This window comes from Aquitalea sp. S1-19 (genome assembly GCF_024343515.1).
On record NZ_RJTZ01000150.1, the window covers coordinates 1 to 4,448 of the forward strand.

Annotated in this window: 5 protein-coding genes; 4 read left to right on the forward strand and 1 reads right to left on the reverse strand. The window is 56.7% G+C overall.

What is annotated here, in order from left to right:
* A partial coding sequence (locus tag EGI20_RS15985) for a UbiD family decarboxylase (RefSeq protein WP_498632655.1) occupies positions 1-789 on the reverse strand: 789 nt, incomplete at its 3' end.
* A gap of 164 nt (positions 790-953) precedes the next feature.
* Here EGI20_RS15985 and EGI20_RS15990 point away from each other — a divergent pair.
* The 4 genes from EGI20_RS15990 to EGI20_RS16005 form a co-directional block, all read left to right on the forward strand.
* Positions 954-1,598, forward strand: coding sequence for an OmpW/AlkL family protein (locus tag EGI20_RS15990; RefSeq protein ID WP_498632656.1), 645 nt, complete (start codon positions 954-956; stop codon positions 1,596-1,598).
* A 366-nt stretch (positions 1,599-1,964) separates the two neighbouring features.
* Positions 1,965-3,050, forward strand: a complete 1,086-nt coding sequence (locus EGI20_RS15995) for an ABC transporter ATP-binding protein (RefSeq protein ID WP_160797958.1) — start codon at positions 1,965-1,967, stop codon at positions 3,048-3,050.
* An 8-nt stretch (positions 3,051-3,058) separates the two neighbouring features.
* Positions 3,059-3,952, forward strand: a complete 894-nt coding sequence (locus tag EGI20_RS16000) for an ABC transporter permease (protein WP_498632658.1) — start codon at positions 3,059-3,061, stop codon at positions 3,950-3,952.
* On the forward strand, positions 3,945-4,448 hold a 504-nt coding region (locus tag EGI20_RS16005; RefSeq protein WP_498632660.1), incomplete at its 3' end, for an ABC transporter permease. The genes EGI20_RS16000 and EGI20_RS16005, both read left to right, overlap by 8 nt.

The window sequence follows — 4,448 nt, forward strand, 5'->3', positions numbered from 1 at the left end:
GCCCAGGCACTGGGTCAGCTCGGTGCGGCTGCCGCGCAGTAGTCCGGCGAACTGGTATTCAGACAGGGTGTCCGGCACCGGTGTCACCGCGCCGAGTATGGTCGCCGGGTCGCAGCCCAGTACCACCGCCACCGGGTAGGGCTGCCCCGGATTTTGTTGGCAGAATTCGCGATAGTCGAGTGCGCCGCCGCGGTGCGCCAGCCAACGCATGATGACGCGGTTTTTGCCGATGACCTGCTGGCGATAGATGCCGAGGTTTTGCCGTTTTTTGTTCGGGCCTCGGGTGACGGTCAGCCCCCAGGTAATCAGCGGCGCCACATCGCCCGGCCAGCAGTGCTGGATAGGCAAGCACGCCAGATCCACTTCCTCGCCTTCCCATACGATTTCCTGGCATGGGGCCTTGCTGACCAGCTTGGGTGCCATGGACAGCACCTGCTTCAGTAGCGGCAGCTTGTCCCATGCGTCGCGCAGCCCCTTGGGCGGCTCCGGCTCTTTCAGATAGGCCAATGTCTGGCCTATTTCGCGCAAGGCAGCGATGCCGTCGGCCCCCATGCCTTGCGCCACGCGCTCGGGCGTGCCGAACAGGTTGGCCAGCACCGGATAGTCGTAGCGCTTGCCATCTTGCGTCGGTGCTTCGAATAACAGGGCAGGGCCGCCGGCCTTGAGTACGCGGTCGGCAATCTCGGTCATTTCCAGATAAGGCGAAACCGGACGGGTGATGCGCTTGAGCTGGCCGTCTGCCTCGAGTTGCGCGATGAACTCCCTTAAATCTCGGTATGGCTTTTTCATATTTATGTTCTTTTCATGATCTGGCGCAAAGTTTCACTGCTTGGGCTTTGATATTTTCCTGCCTGACAGGCACGCACTGCAGCATGGCAAAGATAAAGTCTGACACAAGCCGGTGCAGCCCACGAATTTTAAGTTCAAACAAGCAAACTCGTAACAGGAGAAGAATGATGAAAAAGCTCGCACTTGCCGCTCTGATCGCCGCCATGGCCACCCCTGCTTTCGCCGCACAAGGCGATATTCTGGCGCGTTTTCGCGTAATCAATATTAATCCAGACGTTTCTACTACTAATGGTGCAGCTGCAGGTGCAGGGCTGGGCTTGAGTCAGCTGAATACCAATGTCAAGGATCAGTGGGCGCCTGAGTTGGACTTCACTTACATGGTGACCAACAATGTCGGTGTTGAGCTGATTCTGGGCACTGCACGTCATGAAGTAACAGCTAATGGTAAGTCTTTGGGTAAGGTCGGTGTTTTGCCTCCAACTGTTACCGTGCAGTACCACTTCGCACCTGAAGCTGCTTTCCGTCCATACGTTGGTGCCGGTATCAACTACACTCGCTTCTACAATGCAACGCTGAATGCTAAAGCACTTGGTGTTCCGTCTGATCTGAGTGTGGATAAAAATAGCTGGGGTGGCGCGCTGCAACTGGGCGCTGATTACGCGATCGACAAAAACTATTTCGTTAACTTCGATGTGAAGAAGATCTGGATTAAGACGGATGTTTCTGCTGATGCAGCCGGTGATCTGAACCTCGGTACCCTCAAGATCAACCCATGGGTGTTCGGTGTAGGTATCGGTACCAAGTTCTAATTCTGCTTGTTGGTGGTATTGCAAGGCACCCTTTAGGGTGCCTTTTTGCATTTTTGCCGGTTCGGATTCGCCTCAAGGGCTGGGTGGAGTTGGGTGTGGTGGGCTATATGAAAGCAGCACGCAGGCGGTTTTTGTCGTGGCGAACACGGGTGATGGATCAAAGACGCGGATATTTTTTGCATCAAGCTGATTTAGCGGCCATGCGATTTTTTTCAGCAAAAATAGCCACTTGGCCGGCTTTAACCGGCAGCTTTTGTTCCTGATCAGGAAAATGCGCTGAGGTCTTGAATTTTCAGGGCAATTTGGGGTTCCCCCGGGGGGGATTTTTGCTACAATTGCGCCCTTTTTTATGGGCGGGGAAGATCCATGGCTCTCCTTGAAATCCGCAACGTTGTAAAGCAGTTCGATGACTTCACCGCTGTGAACAACGTCAGCCTGTCCGTCGAGGCAGGTGAGTTCTTTACCTTGCTGGGTCCTTCCGGTTGCGGCAAGACAACCTTGCTGCGCATGTTGGCCGGTTTCGAGCAGCCCGATTCGGGCCAGATTCTGCTCGATGGCAAGGATATGTCGCAGGTGCCGCCGGAAAAGCGTCCGGTGCATACGGTATTCCAGAACTACGCCTTATTCCCGCATATGACGGTGCGCGAGAACGTGGCTTTCCCGCTCAAAATGGCCGGCTGGGCTAAAGACAAGATCGACGCGCAAGTGGACGAGCTGCTGGAGGATGTGCGTCTGACCCGGTTCGGCAAGCGCTATCCGCATGAGATGTCGGGTGGCCAGCGCCAGCGCGTGGCGATTGCGCGCGCGCTGGTCGACCGTCCGCGCTTGTTGCTGCTGGACGAGCCGCTGTCTGCACTGGATGCCAAGCTGCGTGAAGAGATGCAGCTTGAGCTGATCAATCTGCAAAAAGAAGTCGGCATCACCTTTGTCTATGTCACCCACGACCAGGGCGAGGCGCTGGCGCTGTCGCACCGCATCGCGGTGATGAGCAACGGTCAGGTCGAGCAGCTGGATATTCCGGAGAATATCTACGGTAACCCGAAAAACCGTTTTGTCGCCGACTTCATCGGCCAGTGCAATGTGCTGGAAGGCACGGTCAAGGCGGTCGATGGCGACACCATGACGGTGGATATCAAGGGCTGTGGCGAGGTCAAAACGCTGGCTGTTGCCGGTGCTGCCGTCGGCAAGCCTGGCTGGCTGGCACTGCGCCCGGAAAAGATCAAGCTGGACAAAGAGCTGCCGGACCTGCCGGACGAGGCTTATTTCAAAGGGCGCATTCATGACTGCCTGTATCTGGGCGATGTGACCATCTACATCGTCGAGGTCGCCGATGGCGTGCTGATCGAGACCATGCTGCCGAACAATATCCCCGGCGTGGCCAAGTTCTTTGACGATAACGACGAAGTGGAAGTCGCCTGGCGCTTTGACGCCGGGCGCTTCCTGTTCGAGTGAGGCCGGCGATGAAGCTGCAAAACCGATTGGGCAAGTATTTGCTGTCCTGGCCGCCGCTCGTCTATCTGGTGCTGTTTTTCCTGATTCCGACCTGCATCATGTTTGTCGCGGCCTTCCGCTTTCCGGGCGACTACGGCGGGCTGGCACCGATGTATTACATCGAAGAAGGCCGCGTGGTGTGGGATCTGACGCTGGAGAACTTCCAGCGCATCGTGGAAGAGCCGATCTACCTCGAGCTGTTTCTCAAGTCGGCAGGCTATGCCGGGCTGACGACGCTGGTGTGCATCCTGATGGCGTACCCGTTGGCGTGGCTGATTGCACGCTCGCAGAAAAAGCACCGCGACCTGATGCTGCTGCTGGTGATCCTGCCGTTCTGGTCCAACTTCCTGATCCGTATCTACGCCTGGATGATTATTCTCGGGCCGCAGTCGGCATTTACCAAGGCGGTCAACTGGGTGTGGACCGGTATGGGCTTCGAGCCTTTGCAGCTGCTGTTTACCCCGTTCGCCGTGATTGTCGGCATGGTCTATGTGCATCTGCCGTTTATGGTGTTGCCGCTGTACGCCAATCTGGAAAAACATGATATGTCGCTGCTGGCGGCGGCGCAGGATCTGGGGGCCAATGCCTGGCAGCGCTTCTGGAAGATTACCTGGCCGTTGTCCCTGCCCGGCATCTTTGCCGGCTCTGCGCTGGTGTTTATCCCGGCGCTGGGCATGTTCGCGAGTCCGGACATTCTGGGTGGTACCGATTCGATCATGATCGGCAACCTGATCAAGCAGCAGATTCTGGATACGCGCGACTGGCCGTTTGGTGCGGTGCTGTCGATCATGTTGACGGCAGGCGTATTGGGTATTGCGGCCTTGGGCTCGCTAGTGGCAAGGGGAGGGGTGAAGCGTGGCTAAGAAGCAATCCGTCTGGCTGTGGGTATCGGCCATCTCGACTTACCTGTTTCTTTACCTGCCGCTGGTGATCGTGGTGGTGTTCTCGTTCAATGATTCCAAGCTGAACGCGGAATGGGTGGGCTTTACCTTCAAGTGGTATGACCAGCTGTTTCACAATGACAAGATGCTGACTGCTGCCGGCCACTCGCTGATGATTGCGATTGCGGCCAGCTTGCTGTCTACCTTTTTCGGGACGCTGGCCGGGGTGGCAATGCACAAGTACAAGCTGCGCATCCTGCCGTTTCTGGTGCTGACACCCATCGCGATTCCCGAACTGCTGACCGGTGTCAGTCTGGTGATCTTCTTCGTGATGGTCAATCAGGTGTTGGGCATACTTGAGCTGGGGCTGTTTACCATCTTGTTGTCGCATGTGGCGTTCTGTATCGGTTTTGTCGCCATCGTGGTCAAGGCGCGCATGCAGGGTATGGATGACTCGCTGGTCGAGGCGGCGCGCGAT